Origin of the sequence: Halovenus carboxidivorans (assembly GCF_009831575.1) — an archaeon.
GTDB classification, from domain to species: domain Archaea; phylum Halobacteriota; class Halobacteria; order Halobacteriales; family Haloarculaceae; genus Halovenus; species Halovenus carboxidivorans.
In genome coordinates, this window is sequence record NZ_WUUT01000002.1 from 335,181 (window position 1) to 349,886 (window position 14,706).

15 protein-coding genes are annotated in these 14,706 nt (G+C 64.6%); 9 read left to right on the forward strand and 6 right to left on the reverse strand.

Annotation, left to right across the window (positions count from 1 at the left end):
- The first annotated feature begins 45 nt into the window (after window positions 1-45).
- The 6 genes from GRX03_RS07155 to GRX03_RS07180 all read left to right on the forward strand — a co-directional run bounded on the left by GRX03_RS07155 (window position 46) and on the right by GRX03_RS07180 (window position 5,102).
- Window positions 46-1,416 (forward strand): cryptochrome/photolyase family protein, encoded by a 1,371-nt coding sequence (locus GRX03_RS07155; RefSeq protein WP_159763512.1) that lies wholly within the window; start codon window positions 46-48, stop codon window positions 1,414-1,416.
- Between the two features lie 72 nt (window positions 1,417-1,488).
- A complete protein-coding gene (gene moaA, locus GRX03_RS07160; protein ID WP_159763513.1) occupies window positions 1,489-2,556 on the forward strand; it encodes a GTP 3',8-cyclase MoaA in 1,068 nt (355 codons plus the stop codon).
- A 47-nt stretch (window positions 2,557-2,603) separates the two neighbouring features.
- The gene (locus GRX03_RS07165; protein ID WP_159763514.1) at window positions 2,604-3,200 is read left to right on the forward strand and encodes a MogA/MoaB family molybdenum cofactor biosynthesis protein; all 597 of its coding nucleotides are present in this window, start codon (window positions 2,604-2,606) and stop codon (window positions 3,198-3,200) included.
- A 48-nt stretch (window positions 3,201-3,248) separates the two neighbouring features.
- A complete protein-coding gene (locus GRX03_RS07170) occupies window positions 3,249-3,806 on the forward strand; it encodes a DUF420 domain-containing protein (RefSeq protein WP_159763515.1) in 558 nt (185 codons plus the stop codon).
- Window positions 3,807-3,867: 61 nt separating this feature from the next.
- Window positions 3,868-4,278, forward strand: a complete 411-nt coding sequence (cdd, locus tag GRX03_RS07175; RefSeq protein WP_159763516.1) for a cytidine deaminase — start codon at window positions 3,868-3,870, stop codon at window positions 4,276-4,278.
- Window positions 4,275-5,102: a nucleoside phosphorylase gene (locus GRX03_RS07180; protein ID WP_159763517.1), complete on the forward strand. Its 828-nt coding sequence runs from the start codon at window positions 4,275-4,277 to the stop codon at window positions 5,100-5,102. The genes cdd and GRX03_RS07180 overlap by 4 nt, the downstream gene beginning before the upstream one ends.
- Before the next feature lie 28 nt (window positions 5,103-5,130).
- On the opposite strand, the gene GRX03_RS07185 is transcribed toward GRX03_RS07180, so the two are convergent.
- The 3 genes from GRX03_RS07185 to GRX03_RS07195 form a co-directional block, all read right to left on the reverse strand.
- Complete coding sequence (locus GRX03_RS07185) at window positions 5,131-5,994, reverse strand: hypothetical protein (RefSeq protein ID WP_159763518.1); 864 nt, start codon at window positions 5,992-5,994, stop codon at window positions 5,131-5,133.
- A 105-nt stretch (window positions 5,995-6,099) separates the two neighbouring features.
- Window positions 6,100-7,266 (reverse strand): NAD(P)/FAD-dependent oxidoreductase, encoded by a 1,167-nt coding sequence (locus GRX03_RS07190; RefSeq protein WP_159763519.1) that lies wholly within the window; start codon window positions 7,264-7,266, stop codon window positions 6,100-6,102.
- Window positions 7,267-7,428: 162 nt separating this feature from the next.
- Entirely contained in the window at window positions 7,429-7,962 is a 534-nt protein-coding gene (locus tag GRX03_RS07195) for an Rrf2 family transcriptional regulator (protein ID WP_159763520.1), read from the reverse strand.
- Between the two features lie 205 nt (window positions 7,963-8,167).
- On the opposite strand from GRX03_RS07195, the gene rocF reads away from it, so the two are divergent.
- A complete protein-coding gene (rocF, locus tag GRX03_RS07200) occupies window positions 8,168-9,070 on the forward strand; it encodes an arginase (protein ID WP_159763521.1) in 903 nt (300 codons plus the stop codon).
- Between the two features lie 11 nt (window positions 9,071-9,081).
- Here the strand turns inward: rocF and GRX03_RS07205 are convergent, their stop codons facing one another.
- Both GRX03_RS07205 and GRX03_RS07210 read right to left on the reverse strand, forming a co-directional pair.
- The gene (locus tag GRX03_RS07205) at window positions 9,082-11,073 is read right to left on the reverse strand and encodes an AMP-binding protein (RefSeq protein ID WP_159763522.1); all 1,992 of its coding nucleotides are present in this window, start codon (window positions 11,071-11,073) and stop codon (window positions 9,082-9,084) included.
- A 49-nt stretch (window positions 11,074-11,122) separates the two neighbouring features.
- Window positions 11,123-12,391 carry a hypothetical protein gene (locus GRX03_RS07210; protein WP_159763523.1) on the reverse strand — a complete coding sequence of 423 codons (1,269 nt, stop codon included), beginning with the start codon at window positions 12,389-12,391 and terminating at the stop codon, window positions 11,123-11,125.
- Between the two features lie 102 nt (window positions 12,392-12,493).
- On the opposite strand from GRX03_RS07210, the gene dnaJ reads away from it, so the two are divergent.
- The gene (gene dnaJ / locus GRX03_RS07215; RefSeq protein WP_159763524.1) at window positions 12,494-13,636 is read left to right on the forward strand and encodes a molecular chaperone DnaJ; all 1,143 of its coding nucleotides are present in this window, start codon (window positions 12,494-12,496) and stop codon (window positions 13,634-13,636) included.
- On the forward strand, window positions 13,637-14,413 hold the full coding sequence (locus GRX03_RS07220; RefSeq protein ID WP_159763525.1) for a hypothetical protein: 777 nt from the start codon (window positions 13,637-13,639) through the stop codon (window positions 14,411-14,413).
- On the opposite strand, the gene GRX03_RS07225 is transcribed toward GRX03_RS07220, so the two are convergent.
- The gene (locus GRX03_RS07225; protein WP_159763526.1) at window positions 14,379-14,576 is read right to left on the reverse strand and encodes a DUF7333 family protein; all 198 of its coding nucleotides are present in this window, start codon (window positions 14,574-14,576) and stop codon (window positions 14,379-14,381) included. The two genes, GRX03_RS07220 and GRX03_RS07225, sit on opposite strands and share 35 nt — an antisense overlap.
- Window positions 14,577-14,706: the final 130 nt, after the last annotated feature.

Below are 14,706 nucleotides of genomic sequence, written 5' to 3' on the forward strand. Positions count from 1 at the left end.
TGACCTGACCGACAGGCTCATATCGACGCCGTCGAAGGCCGCGGTATGAATCTGTTCTGGCATCGGCGTGACCTCCGTATTCCGGACAACCGCGGACTGGCACTCGCAGCCAACAACGGGCCGACGCTGCCGGTCTACGTCGTCGACACGGATATGCTCAAACAGATCGGGAAACGACAGCGGGCGTTTTTCATGGCCGGTGTCCGCGACCTCAAGCGACAGTACCGCAAGCGGGGCTCCGACCTCCTCGTCCGTGCGGGCACGCCCGAGGACGTGCTCGGTGATCTCTCCGAGGAGTACGACGCTGACCGCGTGTACTACAACCGCCACTACCGGCCTGCTCGACGGAACCGCGAGCGGGCGGTTGCTGACGCGCTCCCGAGCAAGTCCGTCACGGATCTGTTGCTGGTCGATCCCGACCGCCTGGAGCGGTCCTATCCCAACCACAGCCAGTTCTACGACGACTGGCAGACGGAACACAAACTGACCCCCTTCGACGCGCCCGGCGAGGACGACCTCGTATCACTCAGCGACGAAACGGGACCACCGGAGTTGTCCGCTGACATCGACCTGCCGGAAGCGGGGTACGGTGCCGCCCGCGACCGGTACGACCAGTTTCTCACCGCCGGGATCGAGAGCTACAACGACACCCGAGACGACATGCGGCGGGCCGTCGAACAGCCGGTTGGGGCCGTCTCCCGACTCTCGCCGTACATCGCCGCCGGGATGCTCGGAATCCGGGAGACCTGGGCCGCCGCGAGCGAACGCTACGACGCCGCGACGGGACGCGCCCGGAAGAACGTCGACAAGTTCCGGTACGAACTCTCCTGGCGCGAGCAGAACTACCATCTGCTGTACTACAACCCGACGCTTCTGACGGAGAACTACAAGGAGTTTCCAAACGAGATCGAGTGGCGGACCGACGACGAGGATCTGACGGCGTGGAAACGCGGCGAGACGGGGTACCCGTTCGTCGACGCCGGAATGCGCCAGCTAAACGAGGAGGGATACATCCACAACCGCCCCAGACAGATCGTCGCCTCCTTTCTGACGAAGCACCTGCTCATCGACTGGCGGGTCGGGGCGCGGTACTTCCAGAAGCAGTTGATCGATCACGACGCCGCGAACAACTACGGGAGTTGGCAGTGGATCGCCTCGACCGGGACCGACAGCGTCGACGTGCGGATCTTCGATCCGGTTTCGCAGGCGAGCAAGTACGACGACGGCGCGACCTACATCCGGGAGTACGTTCCGGAACTCGCGGACGTGCCGACCGAAGAGGTAATCGACTGGCCGACGCTGTCCCGCGAGCGCCGCGAGGAACTCGCACCGGAGTATCACCACCCGATCGTCGACCGGAACGAGGGCTACGAGCGGGCACAGCGGACCTTCGAGCGCGCGCTAGGTAAGCGGTAGCGGTTACATTCTCCCCGCTCAGCGAACATATTCACCATACATCTATAAGCCCTCGCCTACAGAAATTATGGTATGCCCCTCGAAGACGAGTTCGGTCGGGAAGTAACGGGGATTCGTATCTCGCTGACCGACCGCTGTAACTTCGATTGCGTGTACTGTCACAATGAGGGGTTGGGTGACACGCGCGGTCCGATGGATCCACAGGACGACGAGATGACGGCCGACGAGGTGGTCCGCATTCTCGAAGTCGTCTCGGAATTTGGCATCGATTCGGTCAAGTTCACCGGTGGGGAACCGATGCTTCGGGACGACCTCGAAGAGATCATCCGTCGCACGCCCGAGGAGATGGAGGTGTCGATGACGACGAACGGAACCTTCCTCCCGGGGCGGGCGACCGACCTCGTCGACGCCGGCCTGGACCGCGTCAACGTCTCGCAGGACGCACTCGACCCGGACGATTTCGCGGAGTTGACCCAGAGTGGCGCGTACGACCGCGTCATCGAAGGCGTGGAGGCGGCGCTGGACGCGGGACTCGCGCCGGTGAAACTGAACATGGTCGTCTTCGAGCCGACGGCGGGGTACGTCCCGCAGATGGTCGATCACGTCGCCAGAAACGACGGGCTCCGTCTGCAGTTGATCGAGTACATGCCCGAGATCTCGGGCCACCCGGAGTGGGCCATCGACATCGACCGCGTCCACGACTGGCTGGCCGAACAGGCCCACCGCATCGAACGCCGTGAGATGCACGGCCGGGCGCGGTATTTCATCGCCGAGGGCGAGGCGACCGACGAGGAGCCAGTGCGGATCGACCTCGACAGCGGCGACACCGATCTGGAGGCGCTCCCCGAGACCGCCGGTGAGGGGATGGTCGAAATCGTCGATCCCGTCGAGAACGCCGAGTTCTGTGCGAACTGCCACCGGGTTCGGGTCACCCACGACGGTAAGTTCAAGGGCTGTCTGAACCGCCACGACGACCATCGCCCGATGGGAGCGATGTCGAAAGCGGAGATCCGGGAGAGCTTCCGCGAAACGGTCGCCAACCGGGTCCCCTACTACGGCGAGTACATGGTCCGCGAGGACGGCGAGTGGGTCCCGAACGAGGAGTATCTCGACGCGGTCGAATCACCGGCCGACGACTGAGTGACGCGTACTTTCTTACTGCCGGCGGGCGAATCCCCGACAGAGCAATGAGCGATCACGATCACGGTGAGTCCCACGACCACGGTGGATCGGAGGGAGACGGTCACGAGCACTCACACGGACACGATAGCGGAGACGACGAGGGGCACCAGCACAGCCATCTCGAACTCGATACTGTCTCCTTCGCAGTGGTGACCGTCTCGTCCAGTCGCACCCTGGAGAACGACCCCGGCGGCGACCGACTCGAGGAGTTGATCGAGGCGGGCGGCCACGAGGTCGCAGTCCGGGAACTGGTCGGAGACGAACGCGAGGCCATCGCGGCGACGGTCGAGGCCCTCGTCGAACGGTCGGACGTCGAAGCGGTGGTGTTGACCGGGGGTACCGGTCTCTCCCCGGAAGACGTGACCGTCGAGGCGGTCCGGCCGCTGTTCGATCAGGAGATTCCCGGTTTCGGCGAGCTATTCCGGATGCTCTCCTACGAGGACATCGGGCCGCGCGCCCTGCTCTCGCGGGCCTTCGCGGGGTCGAAAGACGGCGTCGCGGTCTTCTGTCTCCCGGGGAGCGAGCAGGGTGCGGCCTTCGGGACCGAGGAACTCGTTCTCCCGACGGTCGCACACGTGCTCGGGCACACCCAGGGGGAGTGAGCCGAGACCAAACACAACGTATAGGCGTCCGTGGTCGAACCAACAGGTATGCAACTGCAGGCACGTGAGCACGTCCCGGCGCTGACCGGACTGCTGACGGTCATCTCGCTCGCGCTGGTGTTCGGTGCGGTCGGCGGGATGGTTCCCGAGGGGGTGCTCCCTCACGTCGGGGGACTCGTCTCGGTGATTCCCCACGTCAACGCCGCCCTGAGCCTCGCCGCGATCGGAACGATCAGCTACGGGGTGGCCTCGATTCGGCGCAACAACGTCGTCGAGCACCGCCGCGCGATGCTCACGGCCACGGCGTTGTTCGCGCTCTTTCTGTTGCTCTATCTCTACCGCATCTCACTTGAGGGGACGACGGAGTTCGGCGGTCCCGAGCTGGTCTACCAGTACCTCTACCTCCCGATGCTCGCGGTCCACATCCTGCTCGCGATGCTCTGTATCCCGTTCGTCTACTACGCGCTGCTGCTGGCCGGCACTCACTCGATCAGCGAGCTTCCGGAGACGAACCACCCGAAGGCGGGGAAAGTCGCAGCAGTCCTGTGGCTGGTCTCGTTCGCGCTCGGCATCGCTGTGTACCTGCAACTGTACGTCCTGTTCTGAGGCCGAGGTGTCGTCTCCGACACCGGTGGCTATTTTGTGGACTCTGCCCGACAGGCCTGGTATGGAGGAAACCGAACTGCTCGCCGCCGCACGGGAGGCCTTCGAGACGGCGTACACCCCGTACTCGGAGTATCCGGTCGGCGCGGCGCTGGAAGCCGTCGACGGAACCGTCTACACGGGATGTAACGTCGAAAACGCGAACTACTCGAACAGCCTCCACGCGGAGGAAGTCGCCGTCGGAGCCGCGATCAGCGACGGCAAAGACGAGTTCGAGCGCCTCGCCGTCGCCTCGGCGGCGGCGGACAACGTGACCCCGTGTGGGATGTGCCGACAGACGCTCGCGGAGTTCTGCGGGGACGCCTTCGAGATTCTCTGTGGGACGCCCGCGGAGTTCGAGCGCCACACGCTCGGGGAGCTGCTTCCGGAGACGATTACCAGAGCACACCTCGACACCGCGGAGGGAGAGCGATGAGCGAACACACCGGCGACGAGGATCCCAGGGAGGACGAACAGTACCACCTCGAAGTGACCGAGGACGACGTGGCCGACAGTGTGCTGTTACCCGGCGACCCGGGCCGAATCGAGACGATCACCGACTGCTGGGACGAGGCCGATGTCGTCGCGGATCACCGCGAGTACAGGACCGCGACCGGGACGACCGACGGCGCGCCCATTTCGGTCACCTCGACCGGAGTCGGGTCGCCGGGTGCCGCGATCGCCGTCGAGGAACTGGCGCGGGTCGGCGCGGAGACGCTGATCCGGGTCGGCTCCTGCGGAGCCATCCAGCCCGAAACCGATGTCGGTGATCTGATTATCACGAGCGGGGCCGTGCGACAGGAGGGAACCAGCGACGAGTACATCCGCGAGGACTATCCGGCGGTGGCGGACCACGCCGTCGTGGCTGCCCTGGCGGCCGCCGCCGAGGAGTTGGGCTACGAGTACCACGTCGGTCTGACAGCCAGCACGGACAGTTTCTACGCGGGCCAGAGCAGGGAAGGATTCGGCGGGTTTCGGAGTCGAGACAGCGAGGCGGATATCGAGGAACTCAAGCGAGCGAACGTGCTCAACTTCGAGATGGAAGCCAGCGCGATCCTGACCCTCGCGAACATCTACGGGCTTCGGGCCGGGGCCGTCTGCACCGTCTACGCGGACCGGACGACCGGGGAGTTCGAGGTGACGGGCGAGCAACGCGCTGCGAAGACGGCGAGCAAGGCGGTGAGTCTGCTGGCCGAGATGGACCGGGCGGTAGACGATGCGGACAGTTCAGCGTGGCACGCAAAACTCGGGCTGGAGTAATCCCCGTCGCCTCGACGGGCGAGGCGGCTCAGAGATTGTAGTTTTCGGTTTCGGCCTTTCCGACCACGTACCGCCCGTCCTGGGAGAGGTCGACGAGCGTCGTGCTGTCGTCCTCTTCGATCGAACCGATCAGATCGTCTTCGTTCTCGTCGAGAACCGTCTCGGCGTCACTGGCCGACTCGAACAGGATGTGGACCTCCATCAGCGCGTTGCCGCCGTCCGCCGAACTGATTCCGACTCCGCCTCGCAGCGGTTCCGCCGCCAACTCGGCGCTCGTGACAGCCTCGTCGCCCGAGACAGCACCCGACAGTGTGGCAGAGGAGACGCGATCGATTGTCGTCTTCAGATCGCCGCTACCGTCGTCGACGGTCGAGACGTTGCCGTTGTCGGCGTCGATGAACGATTTCGGTGACGGCGCGATGATGAGCGCCGACTCCCCCAGCGCGACGTTCGATCCCCGGCCCTGGGTAGCGACCTGGTATCCGTTGTACTGTTCGGTCTCCTCGGCCGGGACGGAGAACGTATCGAGTAGTTCCTGTGGGTTCAGCGGCGCGACCATAATCACGACCTGTGCCCCGTTTTCGGCCGTATCGGTCACCGTGATGAAATCTTGGATCTCCGACGGCTCGACGTTGTACTGCTCGGAGAGGCTGTCGATGCCCAGATTACTCTGTGCCTCGTCGGGAAACTCCGCGACCGCCGACGGCACGTCGAGGTGGATTATATCGGTCTCTCCGGCGACCGCAGACTGCGGAATCCAGCCGAGCCACTCGGCGCTGCCACTAGAACCGCTGGAAGAGTCATCGTCCGGCCCGCTCGAACAGCCGGCGAGTGCACTCACGGTGAGGGTCCCGGCTGCCAGCAGCACCTCTCGTCGGTTTCGATCTATCATACCGCGTATTGTTTCACGGGGGATAAAAAATCACGGGGATCCATCGGAGGTCTGCGAGTACGCTGTATCCGTACTGCGAGCGTGTTCGAAAAAGGTGAGGCGAGGTTACATGTCGGCCCAGGCGTCCACCGCGCGCCCGACGCCGGTGATGTCCGAGATCCAGTTCGCCGCGATGGCCTTCTTCAGCGTCCGGGCGGGGAACCCGCCGAAGGTGTCGACGAACGGGATGATGTAAACGTCGTGAGCGACCGCATCCTCACCGACGGAGACGACAGTTCCTTTGTCTTTGTACGTCCAGTTTTTCAGCGGCTGACCGCGGATCTCGCGGGCGATGTTCTCGCCGGCGACTTCGGCGGCCTGCCAGGCGGCCTGTGCCGTCGGGGGGGCGGGGTCGTCGCCTGGCTGGTCGATCAGCGCCGCGTCGCCGATGGCGAAGACGCGGTCGTCGGAGGTCTGGAAGGTCTGGCCGGCTTCCAGCCGGTAGTTTCGCTCGTCCTTGTCGACGTTGGCATCTCGGACCGCTTCGCGGCCGGTGATACCGCCGGTCCAGATCAACACGTCGTAATCGAGTTCGGTCTCCTCGCCGATGTAGACAGTGTCGTCGTCGACTTCGCCGATGAACTCGCCGGTGAGAATGTTCACGTTGCGTTCCTCGAGGAGGTCTCGAAGCGCCGACTGGATGCTGTCGTCGTTCCCGGGGAAGATTTCGTCGAGGCCTTCGACGAGGTGGATATCAAGCGGTGCGGACCGTTCGTCGCGGAGACGGGCAATCTCTCCCGCGGTCTGGATGCCGGATAGCCCCGCGCCGCCGATGACGATCTGGGCGGGATCGGTCTGGGTCGCTTCGTCGGCCGCCGCGACGACAGCGTCGTGAATACCGAGCGCGTCGTCGAGACTCTTCAGCGTGTGTGCGTGTTCCTTGAGGCCATCGATGCCGAAGAAGGCTGTTTGGGTCCCGAGACCGACCAGGAGGTAATCGTACCCGATCGTCTCGCCGTCTTCGAGGTCGACCGTCCGCTCGTCGGTATCCACGCCCTCGACTGTCGCCTGGATGAACTCGGTCGAGGAGGATTTGATCTCCTCGATCGGAATCGCGACTTTCTCTTTCACGCTCGGGTCGCTGATACAGCGGTGGGTCTCGTGCAGAATGAGATGATAGTCGACGTCCGATACCCACGTGATCTCTGCGTCGCCCGAGAGCGACGATTCGAGGCTCTGAACTGCTCCGGCACCAGCGTACCCGGAGCCGAGAACGACGACCTGCTCTGTCATATCCTCCCGTCAGTAATCCGCCGATACAAAGGTTTGCAATTTACCCTACAATGACGTGTGATAACATATGTCACCAAGGTCGTCGGGGGAAGAGACGGCGGCGCGATGGCTGACGAGTGCGACCCGCGCCGACATCACCCGCACGGCAACGGTACGACCCGGTCAGTGATCCGGTTCTTCGACCGGGGCCTGCATATCGTCGATCGTGAGAATCAGCGCGTTGTCGGTGTCGTCTTTCCCTTCGAGCGTGCCGATGATCTGTAGCTTCGACAGCGGCGTCGGGCCGACAGTTACCTTGTCGCCCTCGTCGAACCGCGAGAGGGAACCGCGCATGTTGATCTTCGCGCGACACTCCTCCGGGTGGTGGACGCTGGTCAGATCGATCTGTTCGACGTTGGCCTCCTCGATCAGTTCGCCGTTGTGATACAGCGGAACGTCGGCGGCCTGGTCCATGTCCTGAATCTGGAGTGCGTCGTAGGCCGTTCCCGTCGGCTTGTACCCCCCTTTCGGCCCGGGTACCCCCTCGACCAACTGCAGGGCCTTCAGACTCTGCATCTGGTTCCGGATCGTCCCGGGATTACGGTTTACCTCCTCGGCAATATCCTCACCCTTGACTGCGCTGTCGGACTCCTTGTGGAGATTTATCAACTCCTGGAGAATAGTTTTCTGACTCGGTGTCAGTTCGATTGATGACATAATCAGATTTTCGGCGCTTGCGTTCTTAAAGCCGACGGTAACAATCATGATATTTTGATGTTTTGTTAGAGAGGAACCACCGAGTGAGCTATCCCGGCGGCTTTGCTGGTATTCCGACGGCAGACGGCCGGCAATGGTCGTTCTGATGGGTCATCCGTTTCGAGCGCCGGATGGGTTTTTGTGAGTCGCTCTGTTCTGTCGAGATATGGACCAGCCAGTGGACCTGATCGGCGTCCCGATGGATCTCGGTGCCGACCGGCGGGGCGTCGACATGGGGCCGTCGGCGATTCGGTACGGAGGGCTGCGCGATCAGTTGGAATCGCTCGGTATCGACTGCACCGACAGCGGTGATATCGGCGTTCCACAGCCGGAGCACTGCCGATCTGAGTCCGACATCGAGGGCGAGGCGAAGTACCTCGACGCGACGCAGACGGTGTGTGAACAGGTGAGCGAGCGGGTGCGCGAGATCCGAGCGACGGAGACGGTACCGCTCGTCCTGGGGGGCGATCACTCGATTGCAATCGGGACGGCACACGGCGTCACCGACAGGCCGACCGGACTGCTCTGGTTGGACGCCCACGCCGATCTGAACACGCCGACGACCACGCCGAGCGGAAACGTCCACGGGATGGCGCTGGCGGCGATTCTGGGGGAAGGGCCGTTCAGCGAGATGGACTGGGCACATGCGCCGAATATTCGACCGGAGAACGTGGCCGTCGTCGGTCTCCGGAGCGTCGATCCGGGCGAGCGATCTCTGCTCGAATCCAGTCCGATTCACGCGTACACGATGACCGACATCGACCAGCGCGGCATCTCGACGGTCGTTCGAGAGGCGCTAGAGGCAGTGACCACGACGACCGATCAACTCGCGGTCAGCCTGGATCTCGACCTGCTGGATCCGAGCGAAGCCCCGGGCGTCGGAACCCCCGTCAAGGGCGGGGCGTCGTACCGCGAGGCGCACGCCGCGATGGAAATCGTCGCGGAGACATCGACGGACCTCTGTTCGCTCGAACTCGTCGAGGTGAACCCGATTCTCGACGAGTCGAACCGGACCGCCGAGTTGGCCTGCGAACTCGCCGCCAGCGCCCTCGGCAAGCGGGTGCTGTGACCCCCGGGCGGTCACCGGGCGGCTTCGATCTCCTCCAGCGCTTCGGGATTCTCGATGCTGGAGAGGTCTCCGAGTTCCTCGTCCTCGTGGACCGCCTGGATGAGCCGTCGGACGATCTTGCCGCTCTGTGTCTCGGGGAACTCGTCGACGAAGTACAGTTCGGACGGACGGAACGGCTTGCCGAGTTCCTCGCCGACGTGGTCGGTCAACTCGGCCCGCAGGTCGTCTGTCTCCTCGTAGTCCTCTTCGAGGATGACGTAGGCGACCACGGCAGTGCCGGTGGTGTCGTCGTCGGCGCCGATCACCGCGGCGGCGTTGACCGCCTCGTGGTCGATCAGCGCGCCTTCGACCTCGGCGGGGCCGACCTTCCGGCCGGCGACGTTGAGCACGTCGTCCGCGCGACCCTGCAGGAACCAGAAGCCGTCCTCGTCCTTTTCGGCCCAGTCGCCGTGGTCCCAGAGGTCGTCGAAACGCGACCAGTACTCCGCCAGGTAGCGCTCGTCGCCGCTCCACAGCGACTTGGTCATCGACGGCGCGGAGGAGCGACAGACCAGATACCCCTGCTCGTGGTCGTCCGCAATCGACTCGCCGGTCGCGTCGACGATGTCCACGTCCATCCCCAGCGCCGGCGCGCCCAGCGTCCCGGGTTTCAGCGAGTGCGTCGGGGAGGGCTGGAGGAAACAGCCGAAAATCTCCGTCCCGCCGGAGATGTTCATGATGGGGGTCTCGCCGTTGCCGACCCGTTCGTAGAACCACTGCCAGGACTCGGGGTCCCACGGCTCGCCGGTGGAACCGAGCAGCCGAAGCGTCGAGAGGTCGTGTCCCGACAGCCACTCGTCGCCGTGTTTGCGCAACGCGCGAATCGCGGTCGGGGAGACACCGAAGACGCTCAACCCGTGTCTGTCGATCATCTCCCAGTACCGGTCCGGCTCCGGGTAGTCCGGCGCACCCTCGTAGATGAAGATCGTGCCGCCGAAGACGTGGTTGCCGATCAGCGTCCACGGCCCCATCATCCAGCCGATATCCGACACCCAGAAGAATCGATCAGAGGGCTTGTGATCGAACGAGAAGTACAGCTCTTTGGCCGGCTGGACGAGGCCGCCGGCGTGGGTGTGGACGATCCCCTTCGGCTTGCCGGTCGTCCCCGAGGAGTACAGTAGCATCGACTCCTGGTCCGAGGGGAGTGATTTCGTCTCGTAGCTGTCGTCGGCGGTCGCGACCGAGTCCGTCCACCACTCGTCGCGGCCCTCCGTCATCGGAATCTCCGCCCCCAGCCGGTCGAAGACGATCACGTCCTCGACGTGGCCGGCCTCCGCGATTGCCTCGTCGGCCTGGGACTTGAGCGTGATCTCCTCGCCCCGGCGGTAGAAGCCGTCGCCGGTGAACAGCACCGAACACCCCGCGTCAGCGATCCGGGTCGCGGTCGCGTCGACGCCGAACCCGGAGAAGATCGGGACGGCAATCGCACCGGCCTTGAAACAGCCGTAGAGAATCGAGACGATCTCCGGGACCATCGGCATGTACAGCCCCACCGTGTCCCCGGTCTCGATCCCCTTCGATTCCAGCGTGTTGGCGACCTGGTTCGCCTGGCGGTGGAGTTCGTGGTACGTGACTTCGCGAACCTCGCCGTCTTCGCCCTCCCAGATGGTCGCGACCTTGTTCCGGGTCTCGGCGGTCGGATCGGCGTGTCTGTCGACGACGTTGTGAGCGATATTCAGTTCCCCCCCGACGTACCACTCGGCGAACTGCGGCCCGTCGCTGTCGTCGCGGACGGTCTCGTACGGCTGGTCGAACTCGATGCCGAGCGTGTCGACAATCTCGTCCCAGAACCAGTCCAGACCGGAGGCCTCGACGCCCTCGACGTCGGTCGTCGACCGGCGGTGTAGCTCCTCGTAGTCGTCGATCCCGTGCCGTTGCATGAACTGCCAGATGTTGCTCTCCTCGACGAAGGACTCCTCGGGATCGTAGACGACCTCGTCCGTTCCCGTCAGTGAGTCTGACATGAGTGTGACTCACAACCGGAGACGACAAAAAGCGTCGGGTTAACTCGACTCAGACCATCCCGAACAGCGGCAGCGCGAGTCCGCCGAACCACGCGAGCAACCCGGCGGCGATGAGCACGCCGCGTTCCTCGTCAATCGCTTCGGGGTCGTCGCTCACTTCGCGGGCGACACCCAGCGCGAGGACGCCGAGCGTGAGCGCGAGACCGAACCGGTGCAGAAACACCTGCACCGGGACGACGCCGAGTCCGACCCACATCGTGTCGGCCGCGAGTGCGGCGACGAGTCCGAACACCGCGAAGCCGAAGGCGGGAAGCGGGCTGAGCCGTCTGGCGAGGACGGCGACGACCGCTGGCGGTCCCAGCGCCAGGATCGGATACGCCACACCGGCGAACACCTGGGGGTACGTCTCGGTGAAGGTGTTTTCGAGAGCGAGCGCAAACGCTCGCGTCCCGACGACCGTAACGACGAGTCCGGCCGCGAGCACGAACCCGGCCCAGTTCGTCCGTGCCCACGAACCGAAGTTCCGGGTCAGCGACCACACGGCGCGGCGCGTGCTGGCAGAGACGACACTCCCCAGCGCGAATACCCCGAACAGTGCCGTCGGGATCAGCGCTCCGAGATGGATGGATACCGTCCAGCCGTCCGTCCAGCGTCCGCGGGTTCCGAAGTACTCGCGGCTGACCCGGTCGACGAACGGCTGGTCGAGAAACTCGTCTTCGAGCATCTGTCCGGAGTCCTCGATATCGACGACGTTGTGCCGGAGTTGGAAGAAATCGAAATACTCCCGGTGGATCTGGATGGCGGTGTACTCGCCGTCAGGATCTTCGTACGCCCGAATGTGTTGTCGTTCGCCCATGTAGTTCCCCTCGTGGAGTTGGTAGCTCTCCCTGAGCCACCTGCCGCCGCCGTCGTCCTGGATGTAGATGTACCGCGGCGACCCACTCGCGTCGTTCCAGTCGAGTTCGCTGTCTTCGATGTCGATCTGGTAGGTCTCGTTGCCCGCCTCGGACTCCTCCGCGGGTAGTTCCTCGAACCCGAGGTCGGAGCGGTCTGTCAGTGCTGTCCGCACGTCGCCGGGGTCGCCGTGGATGACGACGTTGATCGGCAGTGTGCGCCCGCTCGTCGAGCGTCGCTTGCTGGTGTACGGGTAGAGTTTCGAGACGTTGTCCGCCGGCTGAACGAGTTTCGGGTCGGGGGGGCTCGACGTGTCCGGTGTCGATTCGGTCGGGGGATCCACTGCGCTCGCGCCCGCGTACGAGAGGGCGACGAGACAGAGGGCGGCGAAGACGAGGCCGACTAAAACGCGGCGGCGCGACATACCAACAGGACGGCAGCTAGACGACAAGAGCGTTGTGGTCGTCCACGCCAGCGGCCAACCCGGTCATCTTTAGTATCCAAGTGTCGTAGACGCGGATAACTGATGACGGAGGATTTCTACGATATCCTCGGCGTCTCGCGGGACGCCTCCGAGGAGGAAATCGAGAGCGCGTACCGCGAGGCAGTCCGGGAGTATCACCCGGACGTGAGCGACGACCCGGACGCCGAGGAGAAGTTCAAGAAGGCAAAGAAAGCAAAGGAGGTGTTGACCGACGACGAGAAACGCCGCATGTACGATCAGATGGGCCACGAGCAGTTCGTCGAGGCCGAGAAACGCGGCGCGACTGACGCCGGGGACGGTCGCGGCCGCGGCGGCGACCCCTTCGGGGGCGCCGGTGGCGGCGGGTTCGGCAACATGCAGGATATCTTCGACCAGTTCTTCGGCGGCGGCTCCGGCGGCGGCTCTCGTCGCGGGCAGGATCTCAAGACCAAACTGACGATCGACCTCGAAACGGCGTACCACGGGACCGAAAAGGAGCTAACGGTCACCCGGCCCGAGACCTGCGACGACTGCAACGGCCGCGGCCACCCGCCCGGCACGGACTCGCGGACCTGTCCGGAGTGCAACGGCCGCGGCGAGAAGACGCGGGTGCAGGAGACCGCCTTCGGTCGGATGCAACAGCGGACGACCTGCCGGCGCTGCGAGGGCGAGGGGACGATCTACGAGCAGCGCTGTCAGACCTGCCGCGGCGACGGCATCGTCCAGAACGAGACGACACTCGCCGTCGAGATTCCGGCCGGGATCCAGAGCGGCCAGACGCTCCGCATGCGCGGCGAGGGCGCACCGGGGGACCACGGCGCTCGCAACGGCGACCTGCTCGTCGAGATCGAGGTCGAGGACCACCCCGAGTTCGAGCGCGAGGGCGCGGATCTCCAGACCCGGAAGGCGATCTCGTTCCCGCAGGCGGTCTTCGGGGACACGGTCGAACTCGAAACGCTCGACGGCGTCGTCGAGTTCGATGTTCCCGCCGGCACGCAGAGCGGCGAGACCTTCCGTCTGGAAGGGAAGGGAATGCCCCGCCCGCAGCGGCGCGGACAGGGAGATCTGTTCGTCAAGGTCCAGGTCGTCACGCCGGAGTCGCTCAACGAGGAGCAGCGCGAGGCTCTGGAGGCGTTTGCCGACGCCGGCGGCGAGGACATCGAGGTAGAGCAGGGCTTTTTTGATCGGCTCCGTAACTCCTTCTAGATGGAGACTCTCAAAGACCTCGTCGCGGAGTGTCGCGACGCCTCGGGGACCGTCATCGAGACGCCGACCCGTACCGCCCCCTACACCTACGACGATTTCGTCCCGAACGCCTGGAAATCCGGCAACCTGCTCGGCCACTACGGCGTCCATCCCGGCGCCCCCGTGACGGTCGTCGCCGGCCCCAAGGACGCGGACGCCTCGGAGACAGGCCGCCGCGTCGACGCCGCCGATCCGCTCCTCGCGGCAATCGGGGCGACGCTGGTCGGCGCGACCGTCGAACTCGAACCGCAGGAGCCGGTCGACTCCCGGGCGCTCGTCCTTCCCGCAGGCTGGACCGAACGGTACGATCTGACGCCACAGTGCACACAGATCGCCTACGGCGGCCCGCCAGAGGAGGCCGACGTGGTCCACTTCGAGCAGGAGATGTGGAGCGAGAATCCGATCGAGCCGCCGGAGCGAGTCGCGCCCGACGACTCCGCCGTCGTCGACAGCGACGAGGAGTACAGCCACGCGGACCTGCTCTCCGTCGCGACCGATCTCCTCGAAGAACACGGACTCGACGCCGAAAGCACGGTCGTCCTCGACACACCAGTGGTCGAACCCGGAGCCTTCGTTCCGTTTCTCGCCGCGCTGGCCGCCGAGGCGACGCTCGAACTGGCACAGGTCGACAGCGGGTCGATAGAGGGAGATCTGGTCGTGAGCGAGGACCCGGCGGGGGAGAACGAAGTGAGCGTCTCCGGACTTACAGCCCGCTTGCGCGATACTCGCCGTGCTTGACGCCGATTGCGAAGACGATTGCTGCGAAGACGAACATCGACGGCGTGACCATCATCAGCGTCGTCTGTGTCGTCATTCCGATGGGAGCGAAGATCAGCCCGGCGGTACCGGCCACGATTATCGCGAGGACGATACCGGCCGAGACGGGGAAGTTGAGTTCCATACGCGACAGTAGGCGTTCATAATAAAAAGCCTTCAGAAAACGGTGAGATGTTTACCCGGGGTCACCGCCCGGGCGGGGTCTCACCCGAGGAAGTCTCTCCCGTCATCTCGAATTCGAGCGGACGGGGAGT

Bases quoted from the DNA above. Each gene is read 5' to 3' on its own strand.
- GRX03_RS07155 (WP_159763512.1), top strand. From the start codon at position 46: ATGAATCTGTTCTGGCATCGGCGTGACCTCCGTATTCCGGACAACCGC.
- moaA (WP_159763513.1), top strand. From the start codon at position 1,489: ATGCCCCTCGAAGACGAGTTCGGTCGGGAAGTAACGGGGATTCGTATC.
- GRX03_RS07165 (WP_159763514.1), top strand. From the start codon at position 2,604: ATGAGCGATCACGATCACGGTGAGTCCCACGACCACGGTGGATCGGAG.
- GRX03_RS07170 (WP_159763515.1), top strand. From the start codon at position 3,249: ATGCAACTGCAGGCACGTGAGCACGTCCCGGCGCTGACCGGACTGCTG.
- cdd (WP_159763516.1), top strand. From the start codon at position 3,868: ATGGAGGAAACCGAACTGCTCGCCGCCGCACGGGAGGCCTTCGAGACG.
- GRX03_RS07180 (WP_159763517.1), top strand. From the start codon at position 4,275: ATGAGCGAACACACCGGCGACGAGGATCCCAGGGAGGACGAACAGTAC.
- GRX03_RS07185 (WP_159763518.1), bottom strand. From the start codon at position 5,994: ATGATAGATCGAAACCGACGAGAGGTGCTGCTGGCAGCCGGGACCCTC.
- GRX03_RS07190 (WP_159763519.1), bottom strand. From the start codon at position 7,266: ATGACAGAGCAGGTCGTCGTTCTCGGCTCCGGGTACGCTGGTGCCGGA.
- GRX03_RS07195 (WP_159763520.1), bottom strand. From the start codon at position 7,962: ATGTCATCAATCGAACTGACACCGAGTCAGAAAACTATTCTCCAGGAG.
- rocF (WP_159763521.1), top strand. From the start codon at position 8,168: ATGGACCAGCCAGTGGACCTGATCGGCGTCCCGATGGATCTCGGTGCC.
- GRX03_RS07205 (WP_159763522.1), bottom strand. From the start codon at position 11,073: ATGTCAGACTCACTGACGGGAACGGACGAGGTCGTCTACGATCCCGAG.
- GRX03_RS07210 (WP_159763523.1), bottom strand. From the start codon at position 12,391: ATGTCGCGCCGCCGCGTTTTAGTCGGCCTCGTCTTCGCCGCCCTCTGT.
- dnaJ (WP_159763524.1), top strand. From the start codon at position 12,494: ATGACGGAGGATTTCTACGATATCCTCGGCGTCTCGCGGGACGCCTCC.
- GRX03_RS07220 (WP_159763525.1), top strand. From the start codon at position 13,637: ATGGAGACTCTCAAAGACCTCGTCGCGGAGTGTCGCGACGCCTCGGGG.
- GRX03_RS07225 (WP_159763526.1), bottom strand. From the start codon at position 14,576: ATGGAACTCAACTTCCCCGTCTCGGCCGGTATCGTCCTCGCGATAATC.